The sequence below is a fragment of the Flavihumibacter sp. ZG627 genome (genome assembly GCF_000814325.1).
Lineage (GTDB): Bacteria > Bacteroidota > Bacteroidia > Chitinophagales > Chitinophagaceae > Flavihumibacter.
Genome location: NZ_JPHF01000053.1, coordinates 1 through 379, shown reverse-complemented (window position 1 = coordinate 379; position 379 = coordinate 1). Strand labels below are relative to the sequence as shown.

The following is a 379-nucleotide window of genomic DNA, read 5'->3' as shown; positions in this document are numbered from 1 at the left end:
GGTGGATGAGCTTAAACTATTGGGAATGCATAATTTCTTTACAGAATATGCCGCGTCAGCCATTTGCAGGTTATCCGATGATCCTGCTTCAGATTTGTGGTATATGGCGAAGCGGGTGGATGGGTTTCAGAAGATAAAAATTGTAAGAGTATTAGCAGAATTAGCGTTAGAGGATCCTATTAAGGAATGGCTATTGAGGGAAGGCCATATAGTTGAGCAGTCATCTTATAATTGCATGATTTGTGCCATGCAGGGCGGTTTACACGAAAAGCTAAATGATGACTGTATTGAGCGGTCTTTATATAAAGCAGGCTCTTCGCTGGTTAACGGAATGATGGATGAAGCCAAGGTTCCATATAAATTTTCCTACTATGCACAT

Annotated in this window: 1 pseudogene; it reads left to right on the top strand. The window is 40.9% G+C overall.

Annotated features, from left to right (window positions below):
• Nucleotides 1-25 precede the first annotated feature (25 nt).
• Nucleotides 26-379: pseudogene (locus HY58_RS18555) on the top strand (hypothetical protein); the annotation flags it as partial.